Origin of the sequence: Yinghuangia aomiensis, from assembly GCF_039542225.1 — a bacterium.
Taxonomy (GTDB): domain Bacteria; phylum Actinomycetota; class Actinomycetes; order Streptomycetales; family Streptomycetaceae; genus Yinghuangia; species Yinghuangia aomiensis.
The window spans coordinates 169,651-185,276 of sequence record NZ_BAABHS010000009.1 but is presented as its reverse complement, the minus strand read 5'-3'; the positions used below and the strand labels follow the sequence as shown (position 1 = coordinate 185,276).

Below are 15,626 nucleotides of genomic sequence, written 5' to 3'. Positions count from 1 at the left end.
TGGGGACGAGGGGTCAGAAGTGGATGCCGTTGACGATGCCCGCGAAACTCGTCCCCGCGTCGCGGATGGACGGGGCAATCGACGTACCGGCCAGATAGAAGCCGAGCAGCGTGCACACGATCGCGTGCAGCGGACGCATACCGGCTTTGCGGAGCAGGAAAACGACCATGACGCCGAGAAGCGTCACAGCGGAGACCGAGACCGCCATGGTCGCGCACCTCCCGTACAACAGGCGTGGCCCGAGGGCCCTGGCAAACCCCCGATACATCGAATCAAGCCCAGACACGGTGCGTAACGCAACGCACACGGATGGAATTCACCCGATCAGACCTGCACATGATCCGATCGGAATACGCCGCCGTACGCCCGTCCGCCCACGGGCCGTATACCTGCCTTTTGCGGGACGCGCGACCGTAGGCTGGCCTCCATGAGTTCGGAGATCACCTTTCCCCGGCAACACGCCCGCACCCTGCGCTTCACGCTCGGGGTCCCGCGCGCCTTCACCATCACCGGAGGCGGCGCGGACGGGACCGTGCTCTTTCTGCGGTCGCGCTCCGGCACCGACCGCACGACTTGCCTGTGGGCCTACACGCCCGGTGCCGGCGAGCGCCTGGTCGCCGACCCGGCGGCCCTGCTCGGCGGCGGCGAAGAACACCTGTCCGCGGAAGAGCGCGCCCGCCGCGAACGCAGCCGCGAAGGATCCGCCGGCGTCGTCGGCTACGCCGTCGACAGCGCCGGCACGCTCGCCGCGTTCACGCTGTCCGGCCGCCTGTTCGCCGCCGACCTGGCAGCCGGCACGGTCGCCGAACTCGCCACCCCCGGCCCGGTGATCGACCCGCGCCCCGCCCCCGGCGGCGAGCGCATCGCGTACCTCGCGGGCGGCGAACTGCGCGTGATCGACCGCGACGGCGCGAACGACCGCGCGCTCGCCACCCCGGAGAACGGGGAAGTCACCTGGGGTGCCGCCGAGTTCATCGCCGCGGAGGAGATGCAGCGGAGCCGCGGCTTCTGGTGGTCCCCGGACGGCAGCGCGCTGCTCGCCGAACGTGCCGACAACGCGCCCGTCGACCGCTGGTGGATCGCCGACCCGGCGAACCCCGCGTCGGCCGCGCACGAAATCGCCTACCCGGCGGCCGGTACCGCGAACGCCGACGTCACCCTGCACGCGATCGCCGCCGCGACCGGCGAGCGCACCGAAATCGTGTGGGACCGGCAGCAGTTCCCCTACCTCGTCAACGTGGCATGGTCCGCGTCCGGCCCGCCGCTGCTCGTCGTGTCCACCCGAGACCAGCGTGCCGAGCGCGTGCTGTCCGCCGACCCCGCGACCGGCAAGACCGCCGAGGTCGACACCGTCACCGACCCGGTGTGGATCGACATCTTCCCCGGCGCCCCGGCCTGGACGCCGAACGGCGACCTGCTGCGCATCGTCGACGCGGACGGCGCGCGACGCGTCACCGTCGCGGGACGGGCACTCACCGACGGGACGCTGCATGTGCGTTCGGTCCTCGACAGCACCGCCGACGACGTGCTGGTCACCGCGGCCGCCGGAGCCGAGGCGGACGACCCGGAGACCGGGCAGGTGCACGTCTACCGGGTCACCGCCGAGGGCGCGGAGCGTGTGTCGTCCGGCGCGGGCGTCCACAGCGCGGTCCGCAACGGCGCCACCACCGTGCTGATTTCGTCGTCCCTGGAGCGGGTCGGCCCGACCGTCACGGTGCTGCGCGACGGCACCCCGGTCGGCACGATCGCATCGCACGGCGAGGCCCCGGTGCTCACCGCCGAGGTCGAACTGACCACCGCGGGACCGAACCGCATTCCGGCCGCGGTGCTGCTGCCGAGCGGCTTCGACGCGACTTCGGGCGAGAAGCTGCCGGTGCTCATGGACCCGTACGGCGGCCCGCACGGCCAGCGCGTATTCGCCGCGCAGGCCCCGCACTTGACGTCGCAGTGGTTCGCGGAGCAGGGCTTCGCGGTGATCGTCGCGGACGGCCGCGGCACGCCGCACTATTCGCCGGCGTGGGAGAAGGCGATCCGCGACGACTTCGCGGGCGCGACGCTCGACGACCAGGTCGAGGCCCTCCAGTCGCTCGCCGTGGACCGCCCGTACCTGGACCTGGACCGGGTGGCCATCCGCGGCTGGTCGTACGGCGGCTACCTCGCCGCCCTGGCGGTCCTCCGTCGCCCCGACGTCTTCCACGCGGGCGTCGCCGGAGCCCCGGTCACCGACTGGCACCTCTACGACACCCACTACACCGAGCGGTACCTCGGCCACCCGGCCGACCGGCCGGCCGTCTACGCCGAGAACTCCCTCGTCACCGGTGGCGACCTCGGCCCCGCCGCCGACCCGGCCCGCCCGCTGATGGTCATCCACGGCCTCGCCGACGACAACGTCGTCGCCGCCCACACCCTCCGCCTCTCCTCCGCCCTCCTCGCCGCCGGCCGCCCCCACGAGGTCCTCCCCCTCTCGGGCGTGACCCACATGACCCCGCAGGAACAGGTGGCCGAGAACCTCCTGCTCCTCCAGGTCGACTTCCTGAAGCGCTCCCTGGGCCTGGACTGACGAAGCTCACGCGCGAGCAGTGTAGAACTTTTTGTTCTACACTGCTCGCATGACGCGAATCCCTGTGCGTGAACTCAACCAGAACACGAGCGCGGTCCTGGCGCGCGTCCAACTGGGCGAGTCCATCGAGGTCACCGCACATGGGCGGCCGGTCGCAAGACTCGTCCCGATAAGCGATGACTATTCGTTGCTGACGCGCCTCGTTGCCGACGGCAGCGCCACCGCGCCGGAATCCGGCGGGCCGATTCCGCTGCCTCCGAGGCTCGGCGACCCCGAGGTGGATTCCGCCGCGCAGCTGTCGGCCGCCAGGGATGAGGAGCGCTGGTGATCTACCTGGATTCGGCAGCCCTCGTCAAGATGGTTCGCAGCGAGCCCGGCAGCCCCGAACTCGTCCACTGGCTGAACGAACGCGGCGACATCCCCTTGGTCGCCTCCGCGCTGGCCGAGGTCGAGGTGACACGGGCGCTCCGGCGCTCCGCGCCGCAAGCTCTGGCCGGAGTACCCGGCGTCCTGGCACGGGTGTACCGCATCGAGATCGACCAGCGCATCCGGGCGGCCGCCGCCGCGTTCCCCGACCCGATGCTGAGGTCACTGGACGCAATCCACCTGGCCACAGCTCAATGGCTCGCGGTTCAGCCCGGCGGTGCACTGGAAGCTTTCGTCACCTATGACGCGCGGCTGCTCAAAGCCGCCGAAGAAGTCGGCCTGCCGACGGCAGCCCCCGGAGTCGCCTGACGCACGATGCCGGGCCCGGCGCCCCCGAGGGGGTGCCGGGCCCGGCGTGTCTCTCGGCCGTTCGCCTCAGTGGGCGTGGACGATGTCCCGCTCTTCGGCGAAGTGGCAGGCGCTCTCGTGGGCGGCTTCGCCCTTGAGGCCCTTGCGGACCTCCAGGAGCGGTTCCTCCTGGGCGCAGATGTCCTGGGCCTTCCAGCAGCGGGTGCGGAAGCGGCAGCCCGAGGGCGGGTTCGCCGGGGAGGGGACGTCGCCGGTGAGGATGATGCGGTCGCGGGCGTCGCGGCCCTGCGGGTCCGGGACGGGGACCGCGGACAGCAGCGCCTGGGTGTAGGGGTGTGTCGGGTGGTCGTAGATCTCGGTCTCGGTGCCGATCTCCACGATCTTGCCCAGATACATCACTGCCACCCGGTCGGAGATGTGCCGGACGATCGACAGGTCGTGCGCGATGAAGATGTACGACAGGTCGAACTCGTTCTGCAGCTTCTCCATCAGGTTGATCACCTGCGCCTGCACCGACACGTCGAGTGCCGACACCGGCTCGTCGCAGATGATGATCTCCGGGTTCAGCGCCAGGCCGCGGGCGATGCCGATGCGCTGCCGCTGGCCGCCGGAGAACTGGTGCGGGTACCGGTTGATGTGCTCCGGGTTGAGGCCTACCAGCTCCAGGAGTTCCTGGACCCGGGTCTTGACGCCCTGCTTGGGCTTGGCCTCCGGGTGGATGCTGTACGGCTCGCCGATGATGTCCGCGACCGTCATACGCGGGTTCAGCGACGTGTAGGGGTCCTGGAACACCATCTGGATGTTCCGGCGCACGCTCTTCAGCGCCCGGCCGGACAGCTTCGAGATGTCGTCGCCCTTGTACAGCACCTGGCCCGCCGAAGCGCGCTCCAGGTTCATCAGCAGCTTCGCCACGGTCGACTTGCCGCAGCCCGACTCGCCGACCAGGCCCAGCGTCTCGCCGTGCACCAGGTCGAACGTCACGCCGTCGACGGCCTTGACCGCGCCGACCTGCTTCTGGAACACGATCCCCTGCGTCAGCGGGAAGTGTTTGACCAGCTGGCGGACTTCCAGGATGTTCTCACCCGAGGGTGCCATCGAGGACCTCCTTCGCGAAGTGGCACGCGCTGCCGCGGCCGGGCGCGACCGGGTGCAGCGGCGGGACGTCGGTGCGGCAGACGTCCTGCGCGTACGGGCAGCGCGGGTTGAACGCGCAGCCGGTCGGGATGCGCATGAGGTTCGGCGGCAGGCCCTTGATGGCGTACAGGTCCTGGCCCTTGAGGTCGAGCCGCGGGATCGACGCGAGCAGGCCCTCGGTGTAGGGGTGCGCGGGGCGGCGGTACAGCTCGTGCACCGGCGCCTCCTCGACGATCCGGCCCGCGTACATCACCGCGATCTTGTCCGCGACGTCGGCGACCACGCCGAGGTCGTGGGTGATGAGGATCAGGCCCATGTTCCGCTCGCGCTGGAGTTCCGCGAGCAGGTCCATGACCTGCGCCTGCACCGTCACGTCGAGCGCGGTGGTCGGCTCGTCCGCGATGATCAGCTCGGGGTCGAGCGCCATCGCCATGGCGATCATGATGCGCTGGCGCATGCCGCCGGAGAACTGGTGCGGGTAGTCCGACACCCGCTGCCTCGCCGCCGGGATCTTGACCAGGTCCATCAGCTCGACGGCCTTGGTCTTGGCGTCCTTGCGGGACATGCCCTTGTGCACCCGGAACATCTCGCCGAGCTGGAAGCCGACCGAGTAGACCGGGTTCAGCGCGGACAGCGAGTCCTGGAAGATCATGGCGATCTTCTCGCCGCGCAGCTTGCGCCGCTCTTCCTTGCCCATCTTGAGCATGTCGCGGCCGTGGAACCGGATCTCGCCGCCGGTGATGACCCCGGGCGGCATGTCGAGGATGCCCATGATGGTCTGGGCGGTCACCGACTTGCCGGAACCCGACTCGCCGAGCACCGCGAGGGTCTCGCCGGCCGCGACCGAGTAGGACACGCCGTTGATCGCCTTGGCGACGCCGTCGCGGGTGCGGAACTCGACGTGCAGGTCGTCCACTTCGAGGAGCGGCGCACCGGGCACCGGCTCGTTCTTGGCGGGCTTCGTCAACTGATTCGTCGTCACTTGGTGTCTTCCCCTCCCCCGGTCAGCGGAGCTTCGGGTCGAGGGCGTCGCGGACCGCGTCGCCGAGCAGGATGAAGCTGAGCACCGTCACGGAGAGGAACAGCGACGGGAAGAACAGCTGGTACGGCTGGTCCCGGATGACCGTGGTCGCGCTGCTGATGTCCGCGCCCCACGAGATCTCGGTCGGCGGGAGGCCGATGCCGAGGAAGGACAGCGTCGCCTCGGTGGCGATGAAGGTGCCCAGGGAGATCGTCGCGACGACGATCACCGGCGCGACCGCGTTCGGCAGCACGTGGCGCATCAGGATGCGCTGCGTACTGGCGCCGAGTGCCTTGGCCGCGACCACGTAGTCGGACTGTTTGACGGTGATCACCGAGCCGCGCATGATGCGCGCGATCTGCATCCAGCCGAAGACCGCGAGGGCGCCGACCACCAGCCAGATGCTGCGGTCGTTCGGGAAGGCGCTCATGAAGACCAGCGCGCCGAGCAGCAGCGGGATGCCGAAGAAGATGTCGGTGACGCGCGCGAGGATCGAGTCGACCCAGCCGCCGAAGTAGCCGGACAGGGCGCCGACCACGCCGCCGAGCAGCACAACGCCGGCGGTGGTCGCGACACCCACGATGATCGAGGCGCGGGCGCCGTAGATCGTGCGGGCGTAGATGTCGCAGCCCTGCGTGTTGGTGCCGAACCAGTGGTCGCCGTTCGGCTTGATGTCGGTGTCCAGGATCGGACAGTTGCGCGGATCCGTGCTGGTGAACAGGCTCGGCCAGAACGACATCACGATCAGCAGCAGCAGGAGCAGCCCGGAGATGTAGAACCGCGGGCTGCGGCGCAGTTCGCGCCACGCCTCGGCCCACGCCCCGCGCGGCTTGTCCTGCGGGCCCTTGTCGATCGGCTCGGCGTAGGCGCCGGCCTTCTCGACGGTGGTGCCTTCCTCGTCGGACATGGAGAGCGTGCGGAACTCCTGCCCGCCGAAGTGCGGCATCTCGTCGCTGCGGGTCGGCAGCTGCTCGCCCTGTTCCTTTTCGTACTCAGGCATACCGAATCCTCGGGTCCAGGACGGCGTACAGCAGGTCGACGATCAGGTTCATGAAGAGGTAGATGATGACCAGGAAGGCCACCGCCCCGACGACCGTCGCGCTCTCGTGCTTGGTGACCGCCAGGTAGATCAGGCGGCCGACGCCGTTGACGTTGAAGATGCCCTCGGTCACGATGGCCCCCGCCATCAGCGACCCGAGGTCGGCCCCGAGGAAGGTGACCACCGGGATGAGCGAGTTGCGCAGCAGGTGCACGGTCACCACGCGGCGGCGCGGCAGGCCCTTCGCGGTGGCGGTGCGCACGTAGTCGGCGCGGATGTTCTCGACGATGCTCGTTCTCGTCAATCGGGCGACGAACGCCAGAGACAGGGAGCCGAGCACGATGCCGGGGAGGATCAGCTCGCTCCACGTGGGTTCGGTGCTCGCGGTGGCCGCGAACACGCCCCATTTGAGGCCGAGCCAGTACTGCAGCACGAAGCCCAGCACGAAGACCGGGATCGAGATCACGACGAGGGTGGCCACGAGGACCATGGAGTCGGCGAACTTGCCGCGGCGCAGGCCCGCGAGGAGCCCGGCGGTGACGCCGATGACGATCTCGATCGCGAAGGCGATGAGCGCGAGGCGCAGCGAGATCGGGAAAGCGTTCTTCAGCTCGTCCCAGACGGGGATGCCCGAGAAGCTGGTGCCGAAGTCGCCCTGAAGGAGGCCGGTCAGGTAGTACCAGTACTGCACGAAGAACGGGTCGTCGAGGTGGTACTCGGCCCGCTTCTGGGCGACGAAGACCGGGTCGGCCCCGCGGTCGCCGAACATGGCGGAGATGGGGTCGCCACCCAGCTTGTACACCATGAAATAGATCAAGAACGTGGTCCCGATGAACACCGGGATCATCATCAGCAGCCGCCTGATGATGTAACGCCCCATGTCAGCCTCCTGCTCGGGTGACACGGCCTGCAGCCGGCGCTGTCCTTTCGACCTCGCCGGCTGGGTCCGCTTGCGACGCTCCGACGGCCCGGCCGCTCCGGTCGGGAGCGGCCGGGACCGTCAGTGCCTTGTCACTACTTGACGGTGACCTCGGTGAACACCGGGTTGCCGAACACGTCCATCTGGACGTTCGAGACCTTGGTCGAGTAGCCGGCCTTCGTCGTGTAGTACCAGAGCGGGATGGACGGCAGGTCCTGGGCGAGCTGGCCCTGGGCCTGCTTCCACAGGTCGAGCGACTGGTTCTTGTCCGAGGCGGCCATGGCCTGCTTGGCCAGGTTGTCGAAGTTCGCGTTGCTGTAGCCCGCGTCGTTCGACGCCGCACCGGTGCGGTAGATGTCGTTCAGGAAGTTGTCCGGGTACGGGTAGTCGGCCTTCCAGCCGGTCCGGTACGCCGACGTCATCTTCTTGTTGGTGATCTCGTCGCGCGCGACCGAGAACTCCGGGTAGAGCTTCGGCTCACACGCCTGCGACCCCAGCGTCTGGTTGATGCTGTTGCAGACGGCGGTGACCCACTCGCGGTGCGGGCCGTCGGCGTTGGTCGCGATGGTCAGCTTGCCGTGCGGGATGCCGCCGCCCTCGGCGACGAGCTGCTTCGCCTTGGCCGGGTCGTACTTGCACACGTCGCCGCAGACGTCGCTGTGGCCGGGGATGCCCGGGGCGAGCCAGTCGGTGGCCGGAACCTCGAGGCCCTTGTAGATGGCCTTGGTGATCGCGGCGCGGTCGATCGCCATGCTCAGGCCCTGGCGGACCTTCGCGGCACCCGGGGTCGCCCACGCGGGGTCGTACAGCGGGAAGCCGATCTTCTGGATCGACAGCTGCGGCTGGACGATCGCGCGGTCGCCGAGGTCCTTCTGGAAGGAGGCGATCGCCGAGGTCGGCATCTGGTCGATGACGTCCAGCTTGTTGTCGCGCAGCGCGGTGTAGGCGGCGTCGTAGGTCGTGTAGAAGACCAGCGTCACGCCGGCCGACTTCGCCTTGTCGTTGCCCTTGTAAGCGTCGTAGCGCTTGACCGTGATCTGCTTCTTGCGCTGCCAGCCGCCCGCGGCGGTGTCGAGCTGGAACGGGCCGTTGCCGATCGGGGCCTCGCCGTACTTCTGCGGGTCCTTGTAGAACTCCTGCGGCAGCGGCATGAAGGGCGTGTAGCCCATCTGCGCCTTGAAGGAGGAGATCGGCTGGGTCAGCTTGATCGTGAACGTGTTGTCGTCCACGACCTTGAGGCCCGACATGGTCGTCGCGGTCGGGTTGCCCTGCGCCGGGTGGACCTGGTCGTAGCCCTCGATCGGCTGGTACCACGTGGCGTTGATCTGCTTGTTGGTGGAGACCGCGCCCCAGTTCCAAGCGTCGACGAACGACTTCGCGGTGACCGGCTCGCCGTTGTGGAAAGTCCACCCCGACTTGAGCTTCACGGTCCAGTTCGTGGAGTCCGTGGACTCCATCGACTCGGCCATGGCCGGGACGGTGTCACCGGTCTTGGGGTCGTACGTGTACAGGCCGCGGAACATCATGCTCAGCGGGTAGAACCCGCCGGTCTCGTTCGCGTTGGCCGGCTGCAGCAGGTTCTGCGGCTCCGTGCTGCTCGCGGTGTAGTAACCCGTCGAGCTGCCGCCGCCGGCACCCGCCGACGCCGAGCTGCCGCTCTTGTTGTCACTGCTGCCACCACCACATGCCGTGGCGACCAGGGCGATCATGCCGGCCCCGGCGAGCCACTTGACGCGCGTAGTCCCGCGCATGGGTTGCCTCCTCATCAAGGATCACTTCGGAAGTGAACTACGACGGGCAACCCGTGGGTGTCCTCGCCGCGGCTGCCCGTTCAGTCGCGCCCCCGAGCGCATGACCGTGTTCCGAGCACAAGCGCATCTACTATCCGTCACCGATTCCCGCCCTCCAAGAGCCTGGAGGATTGCGGTTTGGTCACGCGACTCTCCGGATTGTCTTGACCACTGGGCATCCATTAGCCGAACAGTTCCCGGATTGTGCGTGACCAATCGGACACGGCGTACCGCTGTCCGGAGCATACAGTCCGATGAACGAACAACCACATCGCGTCCCTACCTCGACCCCCGAAGGGGGAAACGCTACGCAGAGTGGCGGAACCCAAAAGGCCCATCGACCAGGCATTTCCTGGTGTGACGCGCGTAGCGTGCGGACACAAAAGACCAGGGTGCCACCTCTGTCGAGGCGGCACCCTGGCGGGGTGGTTTTTTACCGGAGCGCGGTGTCCGTTCAGCGGTGCGGACGGGCGCCCTGCCGCTGTGCGGATCGCCACCCGCGCGGGCGGCGCGGGCAGCTCCCGGCGGTCAGTGCGCGTGCACGATGTCCCGTTCCTCCGCGAAGTGGCACGCGCTGGCGTGCGCCGCTTCGGCGCCCGGGCCGGAGCGGATCTGGAGCAGCGGCTCCTCTTCGGCGCAGATGTCCTGCGCCCGCCAGCAGCGGGTGCGGAAGCGGCAGCCCGACGGCGGATTCGCCGGCGACGGGACGTCCCCGGTGAGCAGGATCCGCTCGCGTTCGTCGCGGCCCGCGGGATCGGGCACCGGAACGGCCGAAAGCAGCGCCTGCGTATACGGGTGCGTCGGGTGGTCGTAGATCTGCGTCTCGGTGCCGATCTCCACGATCTTGCCGAGGTACATGACCGCGACCCGGTCCGAGATGTGCCGCACGACCGACAGGTCGTGCGCGATGAAGACGTACGCGAGCCCCAGCTCCGCCTGGAGCCGCTCCATCAGGTTGACGACCTGTGCCTGCACCGACACGTCGAGTGCCGACACCGGCTCGTCGCAGATGATGATCTCCGGGTTCAGCGCCAGGCCGCGGGCGATGCCGATGCGCTGCCGCTGGCCGCCGGAGAACTGGTGCGGGTACCGGTTGATGTGCTCCGGGTTGAGCCCGACGAGGTCGAGCAGGTCCTGCACCTTCTTGCGCCGGTCGCCGCGCGGGGCGACCTCCGGGTGGATGGCGAACGGCTCCCCGATGATGTCGCCGACGGTCATGCGCGGGTTGAGCGATGTATAGGGGTCCTGGAAGACCATCTGGATGTTCCGGCGCACCGCCTTGAGCGCCTTGCCGGTCACCCGGGTGATGTCGTTGCCCTTGTACAGGACTTTCCCGGCCGTCGGCCGCTCCAGGTTCATGAGCAGCTTCGCGACGGTCGACTTGCCGCAGCCGGACTCGCCGACCAGGCCCAGCGTTTCGCCGGGGTGCAGGTCGAAGGAGACGCCGTCGACGGCCTGCACGGCGCCCACTTTGGTCTGGAAAAGGATGCCCCGGGTCAGCGGGAAGTGCTTGACCAGGTTCTCCACGCGCAGGATCGGCTCACCGGACATCCGCGGACACCTCCCCGTCGCGCCCGTCGACGCCGTCGAGCCCGTCGAGCCCGTCGGATGCCTGGAGTTCGCCGTCGAGCACGGCCTGGGCGAAGTGGCACGCGCTCTGCCGGTGCGCACCGAGGTCGACGACGGCCGGCACGTCGGTGCGGCAGACGTCCTGGGCGTACGGGCAGCGCGGGTTGAAGGCGCAACCCGGCGGAATCCGGGTCAGATTGGGCGGAATGCCCTTGATGGCGTACAGATCCTGGCCCTTGAGGTCGAGCCGCGGGATCGAGGCGAGCAGGCCTTTGGTGTACGGGTGGCCGGGGTTCGCGTAGATCGCGTGGACCGGGGCGCGTTCGACAATGCGGCCCGCGTACATCACCACGATGTTGTCGGCGACGTCGGCGACCACGCCGAGGTCGTGCGTGATGAGGATGAGGCCCATCCGGAACTCCTGCTGGAGTTCCGCGAGCAGGCCCATCACCTGGGCCTGCACCGTCACGTCGAGCGCGGTGGTCGGCTCGTCCGCGATGATCAGGTCCGGTTCGAGGGCCAGCGCCATGGCGATCATGATGCGCTGGCGCATGCCGCCGGAGAACTGGTGCGGGTAGTCGCCGACGCGCGCCTTGGCCGCCGGGATCTTGACCAGGTCCATCAGCTCGACGGCCTTGGCCTTGGCGTCCTTGCGGGACATGCCGCGGTGCACCCGGAACATCTCGCCGAGCTGGAAGCCGACCGAGTAGACCGGGTTCAGCGCGGACAGCGAGTCCTGGAAGATCATCGCGATGCGTTGGCCGCGCAGCTTCCGCCGCTCTTCCTTGCGCATCTTGAGCATGTCCTGGCCCTCGAACCGGATGGCCCCCTTGGAGATCCGGGCCGGCGGCATGTCGAGGATGCCCATGATCGCCTGGGCGGTCACCGATTTTCCGGAGCCCGATTCGCCTAGCACCGCGAGGGTCTCGCCGGGGTGCACCTGGTAGGAGACGCCGTTGACCGCGTGCGCCACACCGTCGCGGGTGTGGAACTCCACATGCAGGTCGTCGACTTCGAGCAAGGGCATGTCCGGGTTCACGAGTACCGGATCCGTGATGTCGATGGTCACCGCCGCCCCCTAACGCAGCTTCGGGTCGAGGGCGTCGCGGACCGCGTCGCCGAGCATGATGAAACTCAGCACCGTGACGCTGAGGAACGCGGACGGGAAGAACACCACGTGCGGTGCGTCGCGCAGCACTTCGTGGGCGGACGCGATGTCCAGGCCCCACGACACGGTGGGTTCGCGCAGCCCGATGCCGAGGAACGACAGCGTCGCCTCGGAGGCGATGAACACGCCGAGCGAGATCGTCGAGACGACGATGACCGGCGCGATCGCGTTGGGCAGGATGTGCCGCATCAGGATGCGCGGGGTGCGGGCGCCGAGCGCCCGGGCGGCGACCACGAAGTCGGAGTTCTTCACGGTCATCACCGACCCGCGCATGATGCGGGCTATCTGGGTCCAGCCCAGGATGCCCAGGGCGAGGACCACCGTCCATTCGTTGCGGTCCTTGGTGACCATGAGGATCACCAGCGCGCCGAGCAGCAGCGGGATCGAGAAGAACACGTCGACGACGCGGGACAGGACGGAGTCCACCCAGCCGCCGTAGTAGCCGGCGAGCATGCCGATGACGATGCCGAGGATGGCCACCATGACGGTGGTGGCGACGCCGACGATGATCGATGCGCGGGCGCCGTAGATCATCCGCGCGTAGATGCTGTGGCCCTGGCCGTCGTAGCCGAACCAGTCGGCCTGGAAGAAGTGCGACCACTGCGGCGGATCGATGTAGTGCTCGCGGAGTTCGGCGTCGCGCGGGCTCTTGCCGGTGAACCAGCTCGGGAAGGCCGCGATCGTCAGCAGCAGGAGGATCAGCACGCCGGAGACCACGAAGAAGGGATTGCGCCGCAGTTCGTGCCACGCGTCCGACGCGAGGCTGTGCGGTGCTTCGACCTTCTCGGCGGCGAGCACCGCGGCTTTCCGGAGGGTCTCTCCCTCGGCGGCGGCCAGGTCGCCCGCCCGCTGCTCGGGCAGCGTGGGCTTGGTGGGCTCCGGGTTGGTGTCGGGAGTCGTGGTCTCAGACATATCGGATCCTCGGGTCAAGGACCGCGTACAGCAGGTCGACGATCAGGCTGCAGGCCAGGAAGATCAGGACGAGGACGGTCACGAACCCGACGACCGTGGGCCCTTCGTTCAGCTGGACCGCCCGGAACACGGCATACCCGACGCCGTGCACGTTGAAGATGCCTTCCGTGACGATCGCGCCGCCCATCAGGGTCCCCAGGTCGGTGCCGACCAGCGTGACGATGGGGATGAGCGAGTTGCGCAGCAGGTGCACGGTCACCACGCGGTGCCGCGGCAGGCCCTTCGCGGTGGCGGTGCGCATGTAGTCCGCGCGCATGTTCTCCACGATGCTCGTCCGCGTGACCCGGGCGAGGAACGCGACGGCGATCGCACCGAGCACGAAGCCGGGCATGAGGAGGCTGCCCCAGCTCGCTTCGTCGTCGACGGTGGGTTTGGTCAGATCCCATTGGATCGCCACGGTCCACTGCACGATCTGCCCGAGCACGAAGATCGGGATCGAGATGATGAGCAGCGTGATGATGAGGACGATGCGGTCGGCGAATTTGCCGCGGCGCAGCCCGCTCAGCAGGCCGAGCGATATCCCGACGACGATCTCGAAGGCGACCGCGACCGTGGCCAGCCGCAGGCTGACCGGGAAAGCCTGCTTCATCTCCTCCCACACGGGCCGGCCCGAGAACGTCACGCCGAAGTCCCAGTGCAGGACGATCGCTTTGAGGTAGTGCCAGTACTGCACGAGGAACGGGTCGTCGAGGCCGAGTTCCTGGCGCTTCGCGTGGACGAAGACCTTGTCGGCGGCCTTGTCGCCGTACAGTGCGGAAATAGGGTCCCCGGGCAGTTTGTAGACCATGTAGTAGATGAACATGGTCGTGCCGAGGAATACCGGGATCATCTGGAGCAGCCGCCGCGCGACATAGCGCCCCATCGGTCACCTCCAGTCGGTCGGTGCAGCCCACAAAGCGGCCCGGCCGCCTCGTGGGCTGGACCGTGCCGCCGGGCCGCGCTCGTTCGGGGCCCGGGCGGGGCGGCGGAGGCCGCTCCCGCCCGGACACGCCGTCTCGGGACGGGTCGTTCCGAACCGACTGCGGTTACTTGACGACCACCTGGGTGAAGTCCGGGTCGCCGTTCCACACGTAGGTCACGTTGGTGACCTTCTTGGAGTAGCCGGTGGTCGACTGGTAGTTCCACAGCGGGATCTGCGGCATGTCGGCCGCCAGGAGCTTCTCCGCTTCCTGGTACTGCTTGACCGCGGCGTTGATGTCCGGGTTGGCGTCCGCCTGCTTGGTGAGCGCGTCGAAGTTCGGGTTGCTGTAACCGGAGTCGTTCGACGCGGCACCCGTGCGGTAGATGTCCGCGAGGAAGTTGCCGTTGAGCGGGTAGTCCGCCTGCCAGCCGGTGCGGAACAGGCCGCCGGTGACCTTCTTGCCCTGGATGATGTTGCGGGAGTCCTTGAAGGTCGGCTTCGGGTCGCCCACGCACTCGACGTTCAGCGTCTGGCGGATGCTGTTGCAGGTGGCGTCGACCCATTCCTTGTGGTTGGCGTCACCGTTGTAGATCAGCGTCAGCTTGTTGCCCGGGATGCCGCCGCCCTCTTGGACGAACTGCTTGGCCTTGGCCGCGTCGTACTTGCAGAAGTCGCCGCAGGTGCCCGGCAGGTAGCCGTTGATGCCCGGCGAGACCCACGAGTCGGCCGGCGTGCGCGCGCCCTTGAACACGGTCTTGGTGATCGTGTCGCGGTCGATCGCCATCGAGATGCCCTGGCGGACCTTCTCCATGCCCGGCTTGTTCCACGCCGGGTCGTACAGCGCGATCCCGACGAGCTGGATCGACGCCTGCGGCTGGTCCACGGCGCGGTCGCCGAGGTCCTGCTTGTACTTGCCGAGCTGGGTGGTCGGCACCTGGTCCATCACGTCGAGGTTGTCCGACAGCAGGTCGGTGTACGCCGCTTCGGCCGACGTGTAGAACTTGAAGTCGATGCCGCCGTTCTTCGGCTTGTCGTCGCCCTTGTAGTTCGCGAAGGTCTTCACCTTGAGGTGGACCTTGTGCTCCCAGGCGCCGTCCATCTGGTACGGGCCGTTGCCGACCGGGTTCTCGCCGAACTTCGCGGGGTCGGCGTAGAAGGCCTGCGGCAGCGGCGAGTAGGCGACGTAGCCGAGCTTGAACTTGAAGCTCGACACCGGCTGGGCCAGCTTGACCGTGAACGTGGTGTCGTCGACCACCTTGAGGCCGCTCATCGTGTCGGCCTTGGGGTCGCCCTCTTCGGGGTGGACGTCCTTGAAGCCCTCGATGTCGGCGAACCACGGGTCGGCGCTCAGCTGCTTGTTCTTGGCGTTGGCGCCCCAGTTCCACGCGTCCACGAAGGACTTCGCGGTGACGGGCTCGCCGTTGTGGAACGTCCAGCCGGGCTTGATCTTGATGGTGTAGTTCTGCGCGTCCGTGCTGTCCACCTTGTCCGCCATCGCGGGTACCGGGTGGCCGTCCTTCGGATCGAAGGTGTACAGACCGCGGAACAGCACCTGGAGGATGCGGCCGCCCTGGTTCTCGTTCGCGTTCGCCGGCTGGAGCGGGTTCTGCGGCTCGCCGCTCTGATAGCTGTAGACACCGTTCGGGTTGCCGGCCGGAGCGCTGCCGCCCGCACTCGGCGAACTGCCGCCTGCGTTCTTGCTGTCGCTGCCGCTGCTGCACGCGGTCGCGGCCAACGCGACCACCGTCAGCGCCGCGCCGACCTTCACGCGCGTAGATCCACGCACGGTCTGCCTCCTCGAAGACTCTTCGGACAGGA

13 protein-coding genes and 1 pseudogene are annotated in these 15,626 nt (G+C 68.3%); 3 read left to right on the top strand and 11 right to left on the bottom strand.

Going from position 1 to position 15,626, the window contains the following annotated elements; genetic code table 11:
* Positions 1–13: 13 nt before the first annotated feature.
* A complete protein-coding gene (locus tag ABEA93_RS14625; protein ID WP_345675935.1) occupies positions 14–208 on the bottom strand; it encodes a DUF2304 domain-containing protein in 195 nt (64 codons plus the stop codon).
* Between the two features lie 219 nt (positions 209–427).
* Here ABEA93_RS14625 and ABEA93_RS14620 point away from each other — a divergent pair, with 219 nt between their 5' ends.
* From ABEA93_RS14620 to ABEA93_RS14610, 3 genes are read left to right on the top strand one after another with little or no spacing between them, the layout of a single operon-like run.
* Positions 428–2,560, top strand: a complete 2,133-nt coding sequence (locus ABEA93_RS14620) for a S9 family peptidase (RefSeq protein ID WP_345675934.1) — start codon at positions 428–430, stop codon at positions 2,558–2,560.
* A 49-nt stretch (positions 2,561–2,609) separates the two neighbouring features.
* Positions 2,610–2,888 carry a type II toxin-antitoxin system Phd/YefM family antitoxin gene (locus ABEA93_RS14615; RefSeq protein ID WP_345675933.1) on the top strand — a complete coding sequence of 93 codons (279 nt, stop codon included), beginning with the start codon at positions 2,610–2,612 and terminating at the stop codon, positions 2,886–2,888.
* The gene (locus ABEA93_RS14610) at positions 2,885–3,295 is read left to right on the top strand and encodes a type II toxin-antitoxin system VapC family toxin (RefSeq protein ID WP_345675932.1); all 411 of its coding nucleotides are present in this window, start codon (positions 2,885–2,887) and stop codon (positions 3,293–3,295) included. Before ABEA93_RS14615 ends, ABEA93_RS14610 begins: the two co-directional genes overlap by 4 nt.
* 66 nt (positions 3,296–3,361) lie before the next feature.
* Here the strand turns inward: ABEA93_RS14610 and ABEA93_RS14605 are convergent, their stop codons facing one another.
* From ABEA93_RS14605 to ABEA93_RS14560, 10 genes and pseudogenes are all read right to left on the bottom strand, one after another.
* The gene (locus ABEA93_RS14605; RefSeq protein WP_345675931.1) at positions 3,362–4,390 is read right to left on the bottom strand and encodes an ABC transporter ATP-binding protein; all 1,029 of its coding nucleotides are present in this window, start codon (positions 4,388–4,390) and stop codon (positions 3,362–3,364) included.
* Positions 4,374–5,411 carry an ABC transporter ATP-binding protein gene (locus ABEA93_RS14600; protein ID WP_345675930.1) on the bottom strand — a complete coding sequence of 346 codons (1,038 nt, stop codon included), beginning with the start codon at positions 5,409–5,411 and terminating at the stop codon, positions 4,374–4,376. The genes ABEA93_RS14605 and ABEA93_RS14600 overlap by 17 nt, the downstream gene beginning before the upstream one ends.
* Before the next feature lie 22 nt (positions 5,412–5,433).
* Entirely contained in the window at positions 5,434–6,450 is a 1,017-nt protein-coding gene (locus tag ABEA93_RS14595) for an ABC transporter permease (RefSeq protein WP_345675929.1), read from the bottom strand.
* Positions 6,443–7,369 carry an ABC transporter permease gene (locus ABEA93_RS14590; RefSeq protein WP_345675928.1) on the bottom strand — a complete coding sequence of 309 codons (927 nt, stop codon included), beginning with the start codon at positions 7,367–7,369 and terminating at the stop codon, positions 6,443–6,445. Before ABEA93_RS14590 ends, ABEA93_RS14595 begins: the two co-directional genes overlap by 8 nt.
* Positions 7,370–7,503: 134 nt before the next feature.
* The gene (locus ABEA93_RS14585; RefSeq protein ID WP_345675927.1) at positions 7,504–9,159 is read right to left on the bottom strand and encodes a peptide ABC transporter substrate-binding protein; all 1,656 of its coding nucleotides are present in this window, start codon (positions 9,157–9,159) and stop codon (positions 7,504–7,506) included.
* Positions 9,160–9,726: 567 nt separating this feature from the next.
* Complete coding sequence (locus ABEA93_RS14580) at positions 9,727–10,749, bottom strand: ABC transporter ATP-binding protein (RefSeq protein WP_345675926.1); 1,023 nt, start codon at positions 10,747–10,749, stop codon at positions 9,727–9,729.
* Between the two features lie 70 nt (positions 10,750–10,819).
* A pseudogene (locus tag ABEA93_RS14575) lies at positions 10,820–11,794 on the bottom strand (ABC transporter ATP-binding protein); the annotation flags it as partial.
* A gap of 51 nt (positions 11,795–11,845) precedes the next feature.
* Entirely contained in the window at positions 11,846–12,847 is a 1,002-nt protein-coding gene (locus ABEA93_RS14570; RefSeq protein WP_345675925.1) for an ABC transporter permease, read from the bottom strand.
* Complete coding sequence (locus tag ABEA93_RS14565; protein WP_345675924.1) at positions 12,840–13,769, bottom strand: ABC transporter permease; 930 nt, start codon at positions 13,767–13,769, stop codon at positions 12,840–12,842. Before ABEA93_RS14565 ends, ABEA93_RS14570 begins: the two co-directional genes overlap by 8 nt.
* 163 nt (positions 13,770–13,932) lie before the next feature.
* Complete coding sequence (locus tag ABEA93_RS14560; protein ID WP_345675923.1) at positions 13,933–15,594, bottom strand: peptide ABC transporter substrate-binding protein; 1,662 nt, start codon at positions 15,592–15,594, stop codon at positions 13,933–13,935.
* Positions 15,595–15,626 lie beyond the last annotated feature (32 nt).

Bases quoted from the DNA above. Each gene is read 5' to 3' on its own strand.
- ABEA93_RS14625 (WP_345675935.1), bottom strand. From the start codon at position 208: ATGGCGGTCTCGGTCTCCGCTGTGACGCTTCTCGGCGTCATGGTCGTT.
- ABEA93_RS14620 (WP_345675934.1), top strand. From the start codon at position 428: ATGAGTTCGGAGATCACCTTTCCCCGGCAACACGCCCGCACCCTGCGC.
- ABEA93_RS14615 (WP_345675933.1), top strand. From the start codon at position 2,610: ATGACGCGAATCCCTGTGCGTGAACTCAACCAGAACACGAGCGCGGTC.
- ABEA93_RS14605 (WP_345675931.1), bottom strand. From the start codon at position 4,390: ATGGCACCCTCGGGTGAGAACATCCTGGAAGTCCGCCAGCTGGTCAAA.
- ABEA93_RS14595 (WP_345675929.1), bottom strand. From the start codon at position 6,450: ATGCCTGAGTACGAAAAGGAACAGGGCGAGCAGCTGCCGACCCGCAGC.
- ABEA93_RS14590 (WP_345675928.1), bottom strand. From the start codon at position 7,369: ATGGGGCGTTACATCATCAGGCGGCTGCTGATGATGATCCCGGTGTTC.
- ABEA93_RS14585 (WP_345675927.1), bottom strand. From the start codon at position 9,159: ATGCGCGGGACTACGCGCGTCAAGTGGCTCGCCGGGGCCGGCATGATC.
- ABEA93_RS14580 (WP_345675926.1), bottom strand. From the start codon at position 10,749: ATGTCCGGTGAGCCGATCCTGCGCGTGGAGAACCTGGTCAAGCACTTC.
- ABEA93_RS14570 (WP_345675925.1), bottom strand. From the start codon at position 12,847: ATGTCTGAGACCACGACTCCCGACACCAACCCGGAGCCCACCAAGCCC.
- ABEA93_RS14565 (WP_345675924.1), bottom strand. From the start codon at position 13,769: ATGGGGCGCTATGTCGCGCGGCGGCTGCTCCAGATGATCCCGGTATTC.